The sequence below is a fragment of the Pseudomonas sp. RP-B7 genome, assembly GCF_059803535.1.
Genome location: NZ_JAPFHC010000006.1, coordinates 1 through 17,127 on the forward strand (window position 1 = coordinate 1; position 17,127 = coordinate 17,127).

General features: G+C 60.9%; 11 protein-coding genes. 2 read left to right on the forward strand and 9 right to left on the reverse strand.

Annotation, left to right across the window (positions count from 1 at the left end):
* Positions 1–99: 99 nt before the first annotated feature.
* The gene (locus OPU96_RS07835) at positions 100–576 is read right to left on the reverse strand and encodes an acyl-CoA thioesterase (RefSeq protein ID WP_017739034.1); all 477 of its coding nucleotides are present in this window, start codon (positions 574–576) and stop codon (positions 100–102) included.
* 291 nt (positions 577–867) lie between these two features.
* On the opposite strand from OPU96_RS07835, the gene OPU96_RS07840 reads away from it, so the two are divergent.
* The gene (locus OPU96_RS07840; protein WP_305391772.1) at positions 868–2,631 is read left to right on the forward strand and encodes a cation:proton antiporter; all 1,764 of its coding nucleotides are present in this window, start codon (positions 868–870) and stop codon (positions 2,629–2,631) included.
* 69 nt (positions 2,632–2,700) lie between these two features.
* On the opposite strand, the gene OPU96_RS07845 is transcribed toward OPU96_RS07840, so the two are convergent.
* The 8 genes from OPU96_RS07845 to uvrD all read right to left on the reverse strand — a co-directional run bounded on the left by OPU96_RS07845 (position 2,701) and on the right by uvrD (position 13,864).
* Positions 2,701–3,108: an SMI1/KNR4 family protein gene (locus OPU96_RS07845; protein ID WP_017739032.1), complete on the reverse strand. Its 408-nt coding sequence runs from the start codon at positions 3,106–3,108 to the stop codon at positions 2,701–2,703.
* Between the two features lie 119 nt (positions 3,109–3,227).
* A complete protein-coding gene (locus tag OPU96_RS07850) occupies positions 3,228–4,727 on the reverse strand; it encodes a surface lipoprotein assembly modifier (RefSeq protein ID WP_498558937.1) in 1,500 nt (499 codons plus the stop codon).
* A gap of 92 nt (positions 4,728–4,819) precedes the next feature.
* Complete coding sequence (locus OPU96_RS07855; RefSeq protein WP_192298083.1) at positions 4,820–5,581, reverse strand: Slam-dependent surface lipoprotein; 762 nt, start codon at positions 5,579–5,581, stop codon at positions 4,820–4,822.
* Between the two features lie 88 nt (positions 5,582–5,669).
* The gene (locus tag OPU96_RS07860; protein ID WP_305391769.1) at positions 5,670–8,783 is read right to left on the reverse strand and encodes a TonB-dependent receptor domain-containing protein; all 3,114 of its coding nucleotides are present in this window, start codon (positions 8,781–8,783) and stop codon (positions 5,670–5,672) included.
* A gap of 144 nt (positions 8,784–8,927) precedes the next feature.
* Entirely contained in the window at positions 8,928–9,902 is a 975-nt protein-coding gene (locus OPU96_RS07865; RefSeq protein ID WP_226454725.1) for a FecR family protein, read from the reverse strand.
* Positions 9,903–9,945: 43 nt separating this feature from the next.
* Positions 9,946–10,443: an RNA polymerase sigma factor gene (locus tag OPU96_RS07870; RefSeq protein WP_192298081.1), complete on the reverse strand. Its 498-nt coding sequence runs from the start codon at positions 10,441–10,443 to the stop codon at positions 9,946–9,948.
* 174 nt (positions 10,444–10,617) lie between these two features.
* Complete coding sequence (locus tag OPU96_RS07875; protein ID WP_192298080.1) at positions 10,618–11,490, reverse strand: Tim44 domain-containing protein; 873 nt, start codon at positions 11,488–11,490, stop codon at positions 10,618–10,620.
* Positions 11,491–11,680: 190 nt separating this feature from the next.
* Positions 11,681–13,864, reverse strand: a complete 2,184-nt coding sequence (gene uvrD, locus OPU96_RS07880) for a DNA helicase II (protein WP_192298079.1) — start codon at positions 13,862–13,864, stop codon at positions 11,681–11,683.
* Between the two features lie 245 nt (positions 13,865–14,109).
* Here uvrD and OPU96_RS07885 point away from each other — a divergent pair, with 245 nt between their 5' ends.
* A complete protein-coding gene (locus OPU96_RS07885; RefSeq protein ID WP_498558938.1) occupies positions 14,110–16,983 on the forward strand; it encodes a putative bifunctional diguanylate cyclase/phosphodiesterase in 2,874 nt (957 codons plus the stop codon).
* Positions 16,984–17,127 lie beyond the last annotated feature (144 nt).

Sequence of the window (17,127 nt, forward strand, 5' to 3'; positions counted from 1 at the left end):
GCGGTGTGTCAGTCAAAGATGTTCCAACTGAACCACCGTATTCGCGAGCAAGCCCGCTCCCACATTTGACCCGGTTTACACCCTGGGATTGTCAGCGCCTCAGCCTTTGATTTCCTGATAACGCTTTTCCAGCTCCTGGCGAATCTGCCGACGTTGCTGGGCCTGCACGAAACGGCGCTTGTCTTCGCTGTTGTGCGGTTGCAGCGGCGGCACGGCGGCCGGTTTGCGCTGGTCGTCCACAGCCACCATGGTGAAAAAGCAGCTGTTGGTGTGGCGCACTGAGCGCTCGCGGATGTTTTCGGTCACCACCTTGATACCCACCTCCATCGAGGTGTTGCCGGTGTAGTTGACCGAGGCGAGGAAGGTCACCAGCTCACCGACATGGATCGGCTCGCGAAAAATCACTTGGTCTACGGACAATGTCACTACGTAGCGACCGGCATAACGGCTCGCGCAGGCGTAGGCCACTTCGTCGAGGTACTTGAGCAGGGTGCCACCGTGGACATTGCCAGAGAAGTTGGCCATATCAGGGGTCATCAGCACCGTCATCGACAGCTGGGCGTTTCCGGGTTCCATAGCACACTCACGGGTTGTAGGCATCTGTTGGGGGGCACCTCTGCGGGTGCTGGAATCTTTACTGCGCCATCCATAACGGGACGCCGGCGGGCGGCTTGCCGTCACGCGCTGGCCGATCTGTTTCCATATATTGCACCGGCTTTCTGCCGGAAGTCGCGGTGTTAACCTGCAAAAGCCCGTCTCAGGGCATTTCTTACGATTTCGGCAGACTTTTCCTTCCGCGCTTTGCGACATTTCAGCGGCGCGAACGGAAGTGGGAAAAGCACCAGTACCCTCAAGGAGCCCCTCGCCATGCACGCCATCAGCTTTATCCAGGACCTGGCCGTGATCATGCTGGTGGCAGGGGTGGTCACCATCCTGTTTCATCGCTTCAAGCAGCCGGTGGTGCTGGGCTACATCGTCGCCGGCTTCATCATCGGCCCGCATACCCCGCCGTTTGGCCTGATCCACGATGAAGACACGATCAAGACCCTCGCCGAGCTGGGGGTGATCTTCCTGATGTTCTGCCTGGGCCTGGAGTTCAGCCTGCGCAAGCTGTTCAAGGTCGGGGCCACGGCGTTTATCGCGGCGTTCCTGGAGATCATCCTGATGATCTGGATCGGCTACGAGATCGGCCGCTGGTTCGACTGGAATACCATGGACTCGCTATTCCTCGGCGCGATCCTGGCAATCTCTTCCACCACCATCATCGTCAAGGCGCTCAACGACCTGAAGATGAAGAACCAACGCTTTGCCCAGTTGATTTTCGGCGTGCTGATCGTCGAAGACATCCTTGGTATCGGCATCATTGCCTTGCTGTCGAGCATCGCCGTCAGTGGCACGGTCAGCTCCGGCGAGGTGTTCTCCACCGTTGGCAAGCTGTCGCTGTTCATGATCGTCGCGCTGGTCATTGGCATCCTGCTGGTACCGCGCCTGCTGGCCTACGTGGCCAAGTTCGAAAGCAACGAGATGTTGCTGATCACCGTATTGGGCCTGTGTTTCGGTTTCTGTCTGCTGGTGGTCAAGCTGGAATACAGCATGGTGCTGGGCGCGTTCCTGATTGGCGCGATCATGGCCGAATCGAAGCAGTTGCTCGACATCGAGCGCCTGATCGAGCCGGTTCGCGACATGTTCAGTGCGATCTTCTTTGTCGCCATCGGCCTGATGATCGACCCGCATATCCTCCTGCAATACGCCTGGCCGATTGCGGTGATCACGGTGGCGGTGGTGCTGGGCAAGATGTTGTCCTGCGGCCTGGGGGCATTTATCGCCGGCAATGATGGCCGAACCTCGTTGCGAGTAGGTATGGGGTTGTCACAGATTGGTGAGTTTTCCTTCATTATCGCGGCGTTGGGGATGACGCTGCAGGTGACCAGCGACTTCCTCTACCCGGTGGCGGTGGCGGTTTCGGCGATCACAACCTTGCTCACGCCTTACCTGATCCGGGGGGCCGACCCACTGTCATTGAAGATCGCGGCGGTGATGCCCAAGCGCATGAGCCGGGTGTTCGGCCTGTACGGCGAGTGGCTGCGCAGCATTCAGCCCCAGGGTGAAGGCGCGATGCTGGCGTCGATGATCCGCAAGATCATCCTGCAAGTGGGGGTGAACCTGGCGCTGGTGGTGGCGATCTTCTTCGCCGGCAGCTTTTTTGCAGTGCGCATTGGCGGTTATCTGCAAAGCTGGATCAGTGATCCAAGCTGGCAGAAGGCGTTGATCTGGGGCGGGGCGTTGCTGTTATCGCTGCCGTTTTTGATTGCGGCTTATCGCAAGCTCAAGGCGCTGTCGATGCTGTTGGCGGAGATGAGCGTGAAGCCGGAGATGGCCGGGCGGCATACCCAGCGCGTGCGGCGGGTGATTGCGGAGTTGATCCCGATCCTGTCGTTGCTGGTGATCTTCCTGCTATTGGCAGCCTTATCGGCCAGTATTCTGCCAACCAACAAGTTGCTGGTGTTGATCGCCGTAGTCACGGCGGCGGTGGCTGCCGTGCTCTGGCGTTGGTTCATCCGCGTGCATACGCGGATGCAGGTCGCCTTGCTGGAGACGCTGGATAACCATAAGGATACGGCGGAGCACTAGTGGCTAATGTCGGGGGGCTGCGAAGCAGCCCAGCGGGAGCAAGCTCCCTCGCCACACGCGCGCTCTGGATCAGCTTTCCAGCCAGACGTCCCGCGCCCAGTGCCAGACCGATTCCCAGGTTTCTTCGGTGACCAGTTCTTCTTCGCCGGACCACAGCACCACGGTGCCGTCTTCCTCGACGCAGTAGTAGTCGTCGCCGTCCTGGCAGATCGGGATCATGCTGCGATCGACACCGGCGTCCCAGGCGTTGGCGGCCACGTCCGGCAGGTAGGTGTGGGACTGCGGGTCGGTGACGGTCACCGGCTCCAGGCTGCCGTACACCACGTCGCTGACGGTCAGCAGGAATTCACGGAAGACAAACGGGATGTCGATGAACAGTTGTTCTTCGATTTCCACCAGTTGGTCTTCGTCAGGCAGTTCCAGAGGAACCGGGACCGGTTCGTTGGCTTCACGCAATTGTTCGATGATTTCTTCCACGGCCGGGATCCTCTTGCTGATGGCGCGGTTTATAGGGGCGTTTTATACAGTAGCTCGCTATAAGTGCAACCGTGAAATAGATATTCCGGCACAAGCACAATCCCTGTGACAGCGGCGGATTAGAACTGTTTCTCCAGCTTTAGGCTAATGCTGTTTTTGTCGTAGGAATAAATCCAGTCGATGTTGCTCTGCACCTTGTTGTACTTGACGGTGAGGCTGGGAACCACGTCGTACACCGCCAGTCTTGGCGCACGTAGGATGAAGGTGTAGCCCTGCTCATTCTCTTCCCGTGTGCCATCGACGATTGCGCTGTAGGCATCGTATTGACGCTTACGGTACGAGGCAAACAGCACGGCACTCACGCCTATATCGAAGTCCTTGGCGATGCCCAGGCGCACACCTTTTTGCAGGTACGCCGCGACGCGGTCCCGGGCGTCGCGTTCGGTGATGTCTACGCCGCCGAACAGCGTCCATTGCTGGGGCAAGACTTGCCACAGGGTGGCGTAGACCGAGCTGATACCGCCGTCGAGGTTACTGTTGATCGAGTGTTTGTACGTCATGTCCTTGTACTCGCCTTCGAGTTTGAACATACGTGTGGCCGAGAGCGTGTGAATCCACTCGCCGCGCAGGCCCCAGGCGCTGTACATGGCGTTGTCGCCGATCGTGTTGAACTCGTAGGACGGCCCGAATGCGTACTGGTTGCGCGCATCGTGGTAGCTGTAGCCGGCGTTGTTGATCACGGTGGCTTCGTTGTACTTGCTCTCTTTTTCGTACGCTTGGCCGTACAGCAGCGAACGCACGAACAGCCCGTGATGGCCGCTGATGGAGATGCGTTTGTTGAGCGTGGCCTCATAGTCCTGGCCGTGGGCCGACACCGCCTTGGGCAGGGATTGCTTGACCACGTAGGTCTCTTCAGCGGTCTCATAGCGGTAGGTCACGCTGCCTTCGGAGGACTGGTTGAGGTTGTCGCTCCAGGTCGGACCGATGGCGAATGAGCCTTGCCAGTCTTCGCGATGGTCCAGGGCCTGGATAAAACTGTCGACGGTCTTGCCCAGGCCCATGGCTTGGGCGTCCGACGGGCTGAGGCTGCTGCTGATCTGTTCGAACACGGCTTTGGAGTCGCGATCCTTGCGGTTCTCGAACTGTACGCGTGCCAACTCCAGGCGACCGGGCAGGAAGTCGGGCTGGATGGCCAGCAGGTCCTGGTAATAGCGTTCGGCGGTTTCCAGGTCGCCATCGGCGCGGGCCAGGCCGCCGTTGGCGTAGGCGGTGAGCATCGGGTCGTGGCCGGGCAGGGCGGTGTAGCGCTTGAGATAGTCGCGGGCTTGCGGCCATTGCTGGCGCTCGACGCTCAGGTACACCGCGCGGCCCAGCTCGTCGAGGTTGTTGCCGACGCTGTAGACCTGGCCGTCGATAGTCAGCGACGGCGCGGCACCGTCACTCGGCAGTTCATCCTTGAGCAACTCGCGCTCTTGCTTGTTGGCGCGGTACTCGATGCTCTGGTTCAGGCGCAGGTTGGTGTCCTGGTCGGCGGCGAACACCGTTGGGGCCGTAAACAGCAGCAGGGAAAGGGGCAAAACATGCAACGTGAGGGATCGCTTGCAGTAGGGCTGGGGCATTACCGGGCTCTCGAGATCGCTTCAAAACGCCAAAAGCAAGTGCCTGGAGGCCAGGCACTTGCTTCGTGGTGCTACGTCAGTGCAAGCCGCAGTTACTTGGCTACGCCGCCGAAAGCGGTGTCGTAGTTGCGGTTGGTGAACTTGGCGATACCGGCCAGCGACGCGGTGGAGCCTGCACCGAAGAAGCTGCCTTGGGTGGTGCCGGCTGCCAGCACTGCGCTGGTGGTCGGGTTCTGGGCAATGGCGCTGCCGCTGAAACCGGCGGTGGCGGTGTTGATGTTGGCCGAAATCCCGACTTTCAGCGCGGCGTTGGTCAGCGAACCGGTGAGCGTGGGCGATGCGGTGCCGAAGGTGGCGGTCAGGTCGCCGGACAGCAGGTTAGCCCCGGAGTAGTTGTTGATGCCCTGCACCGCGTAGGTCACGCTGGTGGTGGGCAGCACACGGCCGGTGGTGTCGCCGGAGTAGTACACGACGCGAGTCGGATCGTTGTGGGTGCCGTTCTGCGACCACTCGCCGTAGTACACCTGCTGGCTGGCAACTTGCTTGAAGTCGAAATTGCCCAGGGCAGAGTGGGAGGCTGGCATCATTGCCGGGGTAATGGTGGTGACGCCGTTGGTGTCGGTGGGGACCATGCCTTTCAGGCCGGCAAACGTCACTTTTGCGCCGTTGTAAAAGGCTTTTACGCCCACGGCAGGTTGGCCCGCTGCACCCGGGTGATTGGTAGTGCCCGTGCCGCTGGAGCCATCTACAACGATGGTGCCGTCATAACTTTGACCGGAAGAAGTATCTGCTTGAGCAACGCCAGCCAAACCAAGAAAAGCCACTGCCAGTACGGTGTAGTTAAAAGTTTTCATTTCATGTTCCATTGAGTGAATTTAATTAAGTCAACACGTAGAGCATTTGCCAATTTCTTCTTTAGCCTCCCATGGTGCACCTCATAAGTTAGAACGTAGTGGTAAAGCCGAGTTTTAATGTGCGCCCCGGCGCGGGCATGGCCGAGCGTGTCAGCGGGTCGACGTAATAGAGATTGCTCAAGTTGGTGCCGGTGAGTTCGATCGAGGCGTCGTCGGTTAACTTGTAATTGATATAAGCGTCATACGTGACAATCTTGTCCCACGACATCGGTGTATTGATGTAGTAACTGACCATGGGGCTGTTGGGGTAGTTTTTATTAAACTTGTTTTCGTGTTGGCGGTAATAAATGGCGCGCCCGCCAACTTCCAGCTTACGGTTGAAAAATCGACCGCCCAGCCCGAGGTTGGCCGACCATTCGGGTTGCGACATGCTCGCCAGGTAACCACCGACAAAGCCATCATCTACGCAGTTTGGGGTACTGCCGTCGGGTGTAATAGTGATGGCCGACCTCTCATCGCACACCCGGTTCTTCAACACATGGGCGACGCTCAGGTCAGTGAAGAACCGCCCACTGTCATAACGCCCCTGAAACTCAAGGCCGGATGTGGTCTGTTTTTCAACGTTGCTGAACACCAGTTCCGGGCTGCGTTCAATCACGTTTTTGGTGGTGTTGTGGTAATAGGTCAGTTTGACGTCGGCGCGTTCACTGCCGCCCCACCCGGCCAGGTTATGGATATACGCGGCCTCATAGTTATAGGCGTGTTCGGGTTCAAGCCCCCATGGGTTGAGAGAGGAGGAAAAGCCCAAGGTACTTTCAAACATGCTCGGGTAGCGAATGGCCTCGCTGTAGCGGATGTAAACCCGACCGTTCTCGGAGGTATAGAACGTACCGGAAAGTGTCGGCGCCCAGGCGCTGTCTTTCTGATGTTTGGCCGTCACGTCTTTTTGGTAGCCAATGCCGGTATCGGACACGCCGCAAGACACTACATTCTGGCCCGCATTGGCCGCCAGAATGCACGGGTCGTTATAACGGGCAAGGCGACCTTTATCATCCGCATTCCACACAGCCCGAAGTTGGGTGTCTTCAACCCGCGGCGTTTCTGCCTGCAACTGCTTTACATCAATGATGCGGAATTCCGGCGGAATGCCAAACAGATCAAATGCGGCGTTAAGGTCGGCAACTTTCTTATCAACGGCGGCATTCCATTCAGCATCCGTCAATGTTTTGCGAGTGGTGTAATCCACGCGATAGGCCGTATTGACCCACTGCGTGGTTGCACCGCTTTTGTCTTGGGTTTCTTTCAAGTAGTCATCAAACGCCCAATACGATGAATAGCGCGCGCCTGCGGTGAACTTGGCAAAACTCACCGGTCGCCACTCGAAATTGAAGTTGTATTCCTTTTCTTCACGGCGTCCCGCGCGCGGGTTCATGCGCAAGGTGTCGAAGATCGCCGCGTCGTAATAGTTGTCTTTGGAACCCAACTTCTCATGTTGGTAGCTCGCGCCCAGGGTCAGGTCCAGGCTGTCGATCAACTTGAGTTTGTTGCTGACGGTCACCCCGGCCCGGTCATGTTGGGCATTGGCGACGGCGGTATTCCTGAACACCGGGTCGGCGGCGCTGGTGGCGTTGGGCACGCCGCCACTTGAGTAGGTGTCGCTTTGGGTATTGGTGGCCCAGAGGTTGGAATAGAAATCCACCCACGGGTTGCCCTCGGGCTTGAGGTTGTATTCCAGGTTGTAGGCTTTGCTCTGCACATGGCTCAGGGGCCACTGCGGCACGCCGCTGGATTCGGCATCGAACTGGTCGCCGGGGCGGAAGAACGAAATGCGTGACGGCAGGATTTCGCCGTACAGCGAATCGGTGTCGCGGTAGCCGAACTCCAGGGATTGGTCGTCGTCGATCTTGAGCTTGGCCTTGGCCAGCCAGGACTCCATCTTGCTGGAGGTGTTGGGCACTTCATCGCCCGGCTTGTAGATGTTGGCCAGATTGGGGATGTAGTCGAACTGGCCGTTGACCTGTTCGCCAGTGGCGTAGAACCCGCTTTTGTTCTTGCCCGCGTAGTGGTTGCCCTTTTCGCGGTAGGCGTAGGCGGCGAGCAGTTCGAATTTTTCCTGGCGGGTGCCGAGGGCCAGGCGATAGGCCGAGTCGCCGCCGGTGATCAGGTTGTTGTCGCGGCTGGTGCGTGGGTGCTTGTACAACGACGGGTCGTAGTAGGAAGAGATCGGGATGTACTGATAGTCGGCGGGCGGGCTTTGGCCGGTCATCAAGTGCGGCAGCTTGGGCGACACCGAGTTGTTACTGCCTTCCACCTTCAGCTCGCCGCCGAATGCCTGGCCTTCCTTGAGGATGTCATCCACGTTCAGGGTGTTGGCGACTACCGCGCCACCCACGCCGCTGTAGACGTTGCGCTCCAGGTTCGGGCCCTTGAGCACCTTGATGCTGCCGATCAGGTTGGGGTCGATGTAATTGCGGTTGTTGGCGCCCATGTAGCCGCGATACACCGTCAGCGCCTGCTCGGTGCCATCGATGGTCAGCGGCACGCGGCCGGGGCCCTGGATGCCACGCACGTTCGGGTCCAGCGCGCCGCTGTTGCGGCCGTCACCGCTGTAGACGTTGAGCATGCCCTTGAACATATCGGCGGGGGCGGCGCCTTTGTAGCGTTCGATCTGTTCCTTGCCGGAATACACCGAGGACACGTCCTGATCGTAGATGTCGTTGTAGCCTTTTTCGTCGCGGGACTCCTTGCCATCCAGGCCGTGCACGTAGATCGGGTGCAGGTCGCCTTGCTGGATGCCGCTCATGCCCGGCGCGGGTTGCACCTGGATGATCGGCCGCTCGGGGTGGTTGCCCAGGCTGTAGGTCAGCGCCTGGTTGGCGAGCAGTTGTTGCAGTGCGGCTTCCAGGGATAGCCGGCCCTTGACCGGGTTGCCGTAGGTGCCGGTGAGGTCATTGCTGCCCAGGTACACCTCGACGCCGGCTTGGCGCGCCAGCAGGACCAGGCCTTCGTCCAGTGACAGGGCGGGGACGTCGAAGTCGTGATACGTACTTTGGGGTTGCACCTGGGCCGCGCTGCTGGCCGGGCGAGTTTGCAGCGGATGGATGTCGGCGGCGTCGGCGGCCAGCGCGAACACGGCGAGCTGAATCCCCAGGCTCAGCCGAGTGCGATGGGTTGCCTTGCGCTTCTTGTGGTTCTGTTGCATCTGCAAAACCGGCCTCACTAAAGCAAATAAGAGTTATTCACATGTAGTAGAAACGCAGCAGCAGTCAAAACGCGATAGATCGATATGGTCTATGTATCGCGTTTTATATATGAATGATGTCAAAAGGCCCGCAGACGCGGCCTTTCAGTAGATCAGCGTGAGCCCGGGCAGGTCGAGAATGCGCCCGTGGGCTTGCTGTGCGAGACGTTTGACGGCGTCGTCGAGGTTGTCCAGGCGCATCACCGCACTGATTCGCACGGCGCGTAATGTGTCGCCTTTGACTACGATCAGCCCCGGCCGATAGCGGTTGATGCGCGCCACGGCATCGCCCAACGCTTCGCGCTGGAACACCAGGCGACCTTCCTGCCAGCTGGCCAGTTCATCCGGGTGCGTGGTGAGCGGCACCAACCCGGCTTTCGGGCTGAAGCGCAGGCTGTTGCCTTGCTCCAGCAGCGCGGACCCGGCCACGTCATCGCGCTGGGCAGGGGTGAGATTGACCTCGACCTTATGCTGCAACACCCCGACCCAGCCTTCACGCTCCTGGCCGATACCGACCAGATAGCGCGTGCCGCGTGCGGTGATGTCGGCGCCGGGGGCGCGCACGGTAAACGGGCGGCGTTCCTGATCATTGATTGGCGATGGGGTGAACACCGCTTCGCCCTGGCTCAGGTTCACCAGGCGGGTCTGATCGTCATAGGCGATGTTCAGGATGCTGTGGCTGCCCAGTTCAACCTGGCTGCCATCCGCCAGGGTGATGTGGCGAACCTCGCCGAAACCGGTGTGATAGTCGCTGCTCAGCGCTTGCAGCCAGAAGGGCGGTGCAAGCAGCATCCAGCACCCCAGCGCGAGGGCGCCGACAGCGCTGGTGGCTGTCCCGCGTGTCCAGAGGCTGCGTGGTGGGCGCTGCGGTTTGACATAGCCTGGGCGGCGTTTGAGCGCGGCGGTGGCGCGCCAGGCGCGATCCGCCCGACCGGCAGCGGCGGCATGCCTGGGGTCGGCTTCCTGCCAACGCTGAAAAGCTTCTAGCTCACGCGCCGACAGCTGGCCTTGTCGATGACGCATCACCCAATCGGCAGCTTTGCGCTCCAACGGGTCGGTCGTTTGTGGGGAAGCATTCACGGTTCTGACTGTTTACCTTATCGCTTTGCAAGAGACCCAAGGCTTAGCCCTCCTGGTCTGGGTCAAGCGCCTTACCAATCCTGGCCAGCGCCATCGCCATGTGTTTTTGTACAGAGCTTGTGGAAATCCGTAAATAGCGGGCGGTCTCTTTGTGCGTCATGCCCTCGACCCGGCACAGCAGGAAGATGTCACGGGTACGTTCTGGCATGCGCTCCAGCAGGCTTTCCAGTTGTTCCAGGGCAAGGGCGTCGAGGGCCTGTTCTTCGGGGCCGCTGGCCTCATCCACCAACGTATCGAAATAGGCGGCGGCATCGTTGTCGAAGCGCTTTTCACCGTAGCGGCGATGGTGGTCGATCATGAGGTTGTGCGCGACGCGAAACAGGTAGGACGGCGCACACAGGATGCGTTCCACGTTCTCCAGCTGGGCGATGCGCAGGAAGGTGTCCTGCACCAGGTCCGAGGCCAGGCTGGGTGTGCATTTTTTGCGCAACAGGTAGCGATGCAGCGCGGATGCGTGTTGATTGAAGAGTTTTTCCAGCACGGCGGCACGTTCCTATGCTCGGGCAGAACCGGGAGAGGGCACGAGTATAGTGAGAATGTTTCTCATTAATCCAGTAAAAACCGCAACGCATTTCCGCCCGGCAAAAAAAGACCCCGGCGGTGTATTTGCATACACCGTCGGGGTCGTTCACTGCGCGCTCAAGGCGCCAGGTGATCAGCCGTTCTGGCGGATACCGGCGACCAGCCAAGGCTGGTTTTCACCTTGTGGGCGTTCCATGTTCCAGCTTTCGCTGAACACTTCGCCCTGGTCAAAGCGCGAGTTTTTCGACACGCCGCTGAATGTCAGGGTGGCGATGGTCTTGTCGGCGCGGTCATCCACACCGTCCAGTTGCACGCGCAGGTCGTCGATGTAGGTCGACTGGAACGCATCGCCCAGCTCAGCGCGTTCGCGCTTGAGGAACTCCAGCAATTGCGGGGTCACGAACTCGGCGATCTTGTCCATTTCGTTGGCGTCCCAGTGCTGTTGCAGGGACTGGAAGTGACTGCGGGCTGCTTCGACGAAACGCTCTTCGTTGAACCACGCCGGTGCGTTGATCACCGGACGGGCAGCAGCGGCTGGCGAACCGCCGCCGAAGATCGAGCCCATGGCTGGCTTTTGCTCGAACACTTCACGCTGCATCGGCGCACCGGCTGGAGCCATGTGCTCCTGCTGCTTGCGGCGACGGGCGGCGATAAAGCGGAAGATCACAAAGGCGATGACCGCCAGGATCAGAATGTCGAAGATCTGCATGCCCTGGAAGCCGCCGCCCATGAACATGGAAGCGAGCAGGCCACCGGCCGCGATGCCGGCCAGAGGGCCCAGCCAGCGCGAAGCACCGCCAGCCTTGGCAGCGGCGCCAGCGGCACCGGCTGCGCCTGCGGTCGCGGCTGCACCGCCCATGCCACCGGCGGATGGAGCCATTTGGCTGGTCTGGTGAGTCGGTGCTGCGCCCGAACTTTTGCCGCCACCGAAGCGCTTGGCGTTGGCGTCGAGGCTCATCGTCAGGCCGATGCACAACGCCATGGCGATGCTAAGAAAACGTTTCATAAAGGGAATTCCCATTTGTGGATTGCACGCGCGCCATGTTGCACAGGTGTCGTGACAGTGGCTAGCGACATAATGTTTCGGGCTTTTGCGTAGGACAGATTCGGAAGTGTCTGTAGGACTTATTACAGATATTGGCCCGCGCTCGTGAATTACAAGGGCGGGCCAATAACCTTCATCCTAGGAAGATGTGTCAGATTGCTTCGAGCTTCGCGTAGCCCATCATCAGCCACTTGCTGCCTTCGGCGAAGTTAACCTGCACCCGTGCCTGCGCACCGGCGCCTTCGAAGTTGAGGATCACGCCTTCGCCAAAGATCGCATGCTTGACCTGCTGGCCCAGGCTGAACGCGGTTTCCGGGATCGCGGAACCGGCGAACAAGCTGCTTGCGCTCTGCTGCTGGCCGCCACCGAACGGGCGGCTGACGCTGTTGGACAGGCGTACTTCCTGGATCAGCCCCTTCGGCACCTCGCGTACGAAGCGTGACACCTTGTTGTAGGTCTCGCTGCCGTACAGGCGTCGTGTCTCGGCGTAGGTCATCACCAGGTTTTGCATCGCCCGGGTAATGCCCACGTAGGCCAGGCGGCGCTCTTCCTCAAGGCGGCCGGGTTCTTCCAGGCTCATCTTGTGGGGGAACAGGCCTTCTTCCATGCCCACCAGGAACACATACGGGAATTCCAGGCCCTTGGCGCTGTGCAAGGTCATCAGTTGGATGCTGTCCTCATGCTCGTCGGCCTGAGCATCCCCGGCTTCAAGCGAAGCATGGCCAAGGAAGGCGGCGAGCGGCGTGAGGTCTTCTTCATTCTCGGTGTTTTCGAACGCACGGGCGGCGCTGACCAGTTCCTCAAGGTTTTCTACCCGAGCCTGGCCTTTCTCGCCTTTTTCCGCTTCGTGATAGGCGATCAGCCCGGACTGTTCGATCACCGTCTGCGTCATTAAATGCAGCGGCATTTCGGCACATTTGGCGGCGAGGTTCTCGATCAGCTCGACAAACACCCCCAGCGCCCCGGCTGCGCGCCCGGTCAGGCCTTTATTGGCGATGAGCAAGCGCATGGCTTCCCACATCGACACATCGGCGTGGCGCGCGTGGTCGCGGATCGCTTCGACGGTTTTCTCGCCGATGCCACGCGCCGGGATATTGATCACCCGCTCCAGCGCCGCATCGTTGCCACGCCCTTCCAGCAAGCGCAGGTAGGCCATGGCGTTCTTGATTTCGGCGCGCTCGAAGAAGCGCTGGCCGCCATAGATGCGGTACGGGATGCGTTCGCGCAGCAAGGCTTCTTCCAGCACCCGCGATTGGGCGTTGGAGCGGTAAAGGATGGCGATGTCGCTGCGGGCGAGGCCGGTTTTCAGCGCGCTCTCGATGGTTTCCACCACATAGCGTGCTTCATCGTGCTCGTTGAACGCGGCATACAGGTTGATCGCCTCGCCTTCGCCGCCGTCGGTCCACAGCTCTTTGCCCAGGCGCCCGGTGTTGTTGGCGATCAAGGCGTTGGCGGCCTTGAGGATACCGGCGGTGGAGCGGTAGTTCTGCTCCAGGCGGATGGTGACGGCGTCCGGGAAATCTTCGGAATACTGGTAGATGTTCTCGATTTTCGCGCCACGCCAGCCGTAGATCGACTGGTCGTCGTCGCCCACCACCATCAGGCTGTCGCCGCCCTTGGCCAGCAGGCGCAACCAGGCGTATTGCACGGCGTTGGTGTCCTGGAACTCGTCCACCAGGATGTGCCGGAAGCGCTTCTGGTAATGGGCCAGCAAGCCCGGGTTGTCGCGCCACAGGTCGAGGGCGCGCAGCAGCAGCTCGGAGAAGTCGATCACCCCGGCGCGCGCGCAGGCCGCTTCGTATGCTTCATAGATGCTGCGCATGGTGGCCAGGAACATGTCGCCGCTGGCCTGGATGTGCTGCGGGCGCAGGCCTTCGTCTTTCTGGCCGTTGATGAACCACTGTGCCTGGCGCGCCGGCCAGCGTTGTTCGTCGAGGCCCAGCTCGCGGATCACCCGCTTGACCAGACGTTGCTGGTCATCGCTGTCCAGGATCTGGAAGGTCTGGGCCAGGCCCGCTTCCTGCCAGTGCGCCCGCAACAGGCGGTGTGCCAGGCCGTGGAAGGTGCCGACCCACATGCCGGCCGGGCTGATGCCCATCAACTGCTCGATGCGATGGCGCATCTCGGCAGCGGCCTTGTTGGTGAAGGTCACCGACAGGATCGAATGGGGCGACGCGTTTTCGACCTGGATCAACCAGGCGATACGGTGCACCAGCACTCGGGTTTTACCGGAGCCGGCACCGGCCAGGACCAACTGACGGCCAACGGGGGCCGCTACGGCCTGGCGTTGGGCATCGTTGAGGGAGTTCAGCAAAAGGGAGAGATCATCGCGCATCGGCGCATTCTATGGCCCTCGGCGGAGTGGGGCAAACCCCAATGCCGGATGGTCGATAATTCTGCCGGGGCGGATGACCGGTCGGTCATAGGGTCCAGGCCCCGCCACGCTTCGCTTGAGGGGTCTGGCCCCGTGGTTTGCAGGTAAATCCTGGGGGATTTTATGACGTGGAGCAGTTTGGCGCAGACCTTTGCTTGTGTATGCTCCGTCGACGTTTCGGGCTCACCATTATAAGAACACTGCCTATGACCCTCAGTACCGACCTGCTCAGCCCCTCGGTGGCGCCGGCGCAGGTTATCCGCAAGCAGTACGCCACCGAGATGGCGGTCGAACGCACGCGCCTGCTGTATCAGGGCTCGTTGCTGCCCACCTTGTTGATGCTGATCAATGGCCTGGTCTGCGCCTGGTTGCTGTGGAACCCCAAGCAATACCTGCTGGACAGCATCTGGCTGGTCTGGCTGCTGGCACTGGTCGCGATGCGGGTGATCCAGGTGGCGGCGTTTGATTCGGCGATGCCCAGCCGCCAGGCGCTGCCGGTGTGGCGGCGCATGTTCATGCTCGGCTCGGCGGTCAGCGGCCTGACCCTGGCCATCGCCGCCATCGCCCTGGTGCCAGCGGACAGCTTCATGCAGCAGGCGTGGGTATTCGGCCTGATCGGCGCCGCAACGCTGTCGGCCAGCGTGGCCTACGCCGTGAGCCTGCCGGCGTTCTTGTCGTTTGCCGTGCCGTGCCTGGTGCCGGCGATTGTCTATCTGTTCTGGAACGGCGCCCCGCAGCAGCAAGGCTGGGGCGTGCTCGGCCTGATCCTGCTGGCCTCCTTGAGCGTGGTGGCGTGGCAAGTCAACCGCCTGATCCAGCGCGGGCTGCTGCGGCGCTTCCAGAACCAGGCGCTGATCGAACATCTGCAGCAGGCGCAGCAGCGCAGCGAGCAGTTGAATCAAGACCTGGTGCGCGAAGTCGAACAGCGTCGCCAGATCGAACAGGAACTGCGCAATGCCCAGACCGGCCTGCAAGACCGGGTGGCGCAACGCAGCCAGGAACTCGACGCCGCCAGCCTCGCCCTGAATAAAAGCGAAGCGCGCCTGGCCATGGCGTTGCAAGCCAGCGAACTGGGCCTGTGGGACTGGAATCTGCAAACCGACGAAGTCCACCACACTCAACTCAAGGAACTGTTCGGCCTGGAGCCCGAGTACGTCACGGCGATGCTCAGCCACCTCAAGCCGCGCCTGCACCCCGATGACTTGCCGTTGCTCAAGCGCGCGCTGGTCGAGCACCTCAAGGGCCGCAGCGAGGACTATCAAGTCGAGTACCGCGTGCGTCACGGTGCCGGCCACTGGGTCTGGATCGAAGACCGTGGCCGCGCCGTCGAGCGTGCGCCCAGTGGCCGGGTCACGCGCATGCTAGGTACACGCCGCGACATCAGTGCCGGCAAGGTCCTGGAAGAACAGCAGCGGCTCGCGTCGACGGTATTCGAGGCGGCCAGCGAAGGCATCGTGATTCTGGACCCGGACTACAAGTTGATCGCGGTCAACCAGGCGTTCAGCCGCGTCACCGGGTTTGAGATCGACGACATGCTCGGGCGCAACGTCGTCGAGCTGCCCAGTAGCCGCGATGCGCGCCGGCACTTCCCGGTGATCCGCCAGGCGTTGCTCAGCCACGGCACCTGGCAGGGCGAGCTGGTGGAAACGCGCAAGAACGGCGAGCTGTACCCGCAGTGGCTGCAATTGAATGTGGTGCGCGATGTTCGGGGAAAAGTCAGCCATATCGTGGGCTTTTTCGCCGATCTATCCGCGCGCCGCGAGTCCGAAGAGCGCATGCGCTACCTCACCCACTATGACGAGCTGACCGGTCTGGCCAACCGCTCGCTGTTCCGCGAACGCCTGCGCGAAGCTCACTCACGGGTGCGCCTGGGCGGGCGTAGCCTGGCGTTGCTGCACATCAACCTGGACCGTTTCAAGCTGCTCAATGACAGCCTCGGCCATGAAGTCGCCGACCAGTTGCTGCAAAAAATGTCACGGCGCCTGATCAACGCCTTGCCCGAGGCGGACACCATTGCGCGCTTGTCCGGCGATGAATTCGCCGTGCTGTTCGACGCATACGGCAGCCTGTCGAGCCTGGCACGCGTGGCCACCCGGCTGCTGGCCAAGCTGCGGGTGCCGGTGACGGTGGACGGGCATGAGTTGGTGGTCAGCGCCTCGATGGGCGTCAGCCTGCTGCCGGATAATGCGCGTGAAATTTCCGCGTTGGTCAGCCAATCGAACATGGCCATGCAGCATGCCAAACACCTGGGCGGCAATAACTTCCAGTTCTACACCGACAGCCTGCAAGCCAGCACGCTGGAGCGTTTGCAGCTGGAAAACCAGCTGCGCAAGGCCATCGACGAGCGCCAGCTCACGGTGTTCTACCAACCCAAGCTGTGCCTGGCCACCGGCAAGCTGAATGCCGCCGAGGCGCTGGTGCGGTGGGAGCATCCGCAGTGGGGCATGGTGCCGCCGGGCGAGTTTATCGGCCTGGCCGAAGAGACCGGCCTGATCGCACCGTTGGGCGAGTTCGTGCTGCGCCAGGCCTGCTGGCAGGCGTGTGAGTGGCAACGCCAGGGGCTGGCGCCGATTCGCGTGTCGGTGAACCTGTCGGTGCATCAGTTGCGCCAGGGCAAGCTGGTCAGCCTGGTGCGCCAGGTCCTCGAAGAAACCGGGCTGGATCCGCAATACCTTGAGCTGGAGTTGACGGAAAGCCAGCTGCTCGACAGCGTCGAACACATCATCTCGACCTTCCAGCAGTTGCGCGACCTGGGCGTGAAGCTGGCCATCGACGATTTCGGCACAGGTTATTCCTCCCTCAGCTACCTCAAGCGCATCCCGGTGGATTACGTGAAGATCGACCAAACCTTCATCCGTGGCCTCGGCCAGGGCCGCGAAGATGCGGCGATCACCCGCGCAATCATTGCCATGGCCCATGGCCTGGCGCTGAAAGTGGTGGCCGAAGGCGTGGAAGATCAGCAGCAGTTGGACTTCCTGCGGCTGGAGCGTTGTGACGAAGTGCAGGGCTACCTGATCAGCCGGCCGATGCAGGCACAAGGGCTGGCAGATTTGTTACGGAAAAATGCAGGTTTTCCCTGATCGCACCAAGGCCGCCCTGCGGGCTACAAAGCGCCTGCCCTTTGAATCAGAGGGCAGCAGGGCGATTTAGTGATGCATCAGACGGGCAAAACGACAATTCTTGTAGTATAACTACAAGCTTGCTACATCCCTGGCACCTGCCAA

Coding starts and splice junctions, on each gene's coding strand:
- OPU96_RS07875 (WP_192298080.1), bottom strand. CDS start 11,490: ATGAAACGTTTTCTTAGCATCGCCATGGCGTTGTGCATCGGCCTGACG.
- OPU96_RS07840 (WP_305391772.1), top strand. CDS start 868: ATGCACGCCATCAGCTTTATCCAGGACCTGGCCGTGATCATGCTGGTG.
- OPU96_RS07855 (WP_192298083.1), bottom strand. CDS start 5,581: ATGAAAACTTTTAACTACACCGTACTGGCAGTGGCTTTTCTTGGTTTG.
- uvrD (WP_192298079.1), bottom strand. CDS start 13,864: ATGCGCGATGATCTCTCCCTTTTGCTGAACTCCCTCAACGATGCCCAA.
- OPU96_RS07835 (WP_017739034.1), bottom strand. CDS start 576: ATGGAACCCGGAAACGCCCAGCTGTCGATGACGGTGCTGATGACCCCT.
- OPU96_RS07860 (WP_305391769.1), bottom strand. CDS start 8,783: ATGCAACAGAACCACAAGAAGCGCAAGGCAACCCATCGCACTCGGCTG.
- OPU96_RS07885 (WP_498558938.1), top strand. CDS start 14,110: ATGACCCTCAGTACCGACCTGCTCAGCCCCTCGGTGGCGCCGGCGCAG.
- OPU96_RS07850 (WP_498558937.1), bottom strand. CDS start 4,727: ATGCCCCAGCCCTACTGCAAGCGATCCCTCACGTTGCATGTTTTGCCC.